This is a genomic window from Acinetobacter sp. ACNIH3 (genome assembly GCF_002918965.1).
Taxonomy (GTDB): Bacteria; Pseudomonadota; Gammaproteobacteria; order Pseudomonadales; family Moraxellaceae; genus Acinetobacter; species Acinetobacter schindleri.
Window position 1 is genome coordinate 1 of record NZ_PQLP01000138.1, and the last position, 1,022, is coordinate 1,022.

Below are 1,022 nucleotides of genomic sequence, written 5' to 3' on the forward strand. Positions count from 1 at the left end.
ATTGCAACTGTATGTGCGAAGAAATTCGGTGGTGAAGCGAAAGACTACGCTGCAATTGACTCTGCACCAGAAGAAAAAGCACGTGGTATTACCATTAACACTTCTCACGTAGAATACGATTCTCCAACTCGTCACTACGCTCACGTAGACTGCCCGGGCCACGCCGATTATGTTAAAAACATGATTACTGGTGCTGCTCAGATGGACGGCGCGATCCTTGTATGTGCTGCGACTGATGGTCCAATGCCACAAACTCGTGAACACATCCTTCTTTCTCGTCAGGTAGGTGTACCTTACATCGTTGTATTCTTGAACAAATGCGACCTTGTAGACGACGAAGAGCTTCTTGAGCTAGTTGAAATGGAAGTTCGTGAACTTCTTTCTACTTATGACTTCCCAGGTGATGACACTCCAGTTATCCGTGGTTCAGCTCTTCTTGCGCTTAACGGTGACGCTGGTCAATATGGCGAAGCTGCAGTTGAAGCTCTTGTTGAAGCGCTTGACTCTTACATCCCAGAACCAGAACGTGCAATCGACCAAGCATTCTTGATGCCAATCGAAGACGTATTCTCAATCTCAGGTCGTGGTACAGTAGTAACTGGCCGTGTTGAGACTGGTATTGTTAAAGTTGGTGAATCAGTTGAAATCGTTGGTATCCGTGATACACAAACAACAACTGTAACTGGCGTTGAAATGTTCCGTAAACTTCTTGACGAAGGTCGTGCGGGCGAGAACTGTGGTGTTCTTCTTCGTGGTACTAAGCGTGAAGACGTACAACGTGGTCAAGTACTTGCTAAACCAGGTACAATCAAGCCGCACACTAAATTCGACGCAGAAGTATACGTACTTTCTAAAGAAGAAGGTGGTCGTCATACTCCATTCCTTAACGGTTACCGTCCACAGTTCTACTTCCGTACAACTGACGTAACTGGTGCGATCGCGCTTAAAGAAGGCGTTGAAATGGTTATGCCTGGTGACAACGTTGAGATGTCAGTAGAGCTGATCCACCCAATCGCAATGGA

Annotated in this window: 1 protein-coding gene; it reads left to right on the forward strand. The window is 46.4% G+C overall.

Annotation, left to right across the window (positions count from 1 at the left end):
- Nucleotides 1–1,022 (forward strand): elongation factor Tu (tuf, locus tag C3420_RS17080; RefSeq protein ID WP_213064678.1); only part of this gene is annotated, 1,022 nt, incomplete at both ends.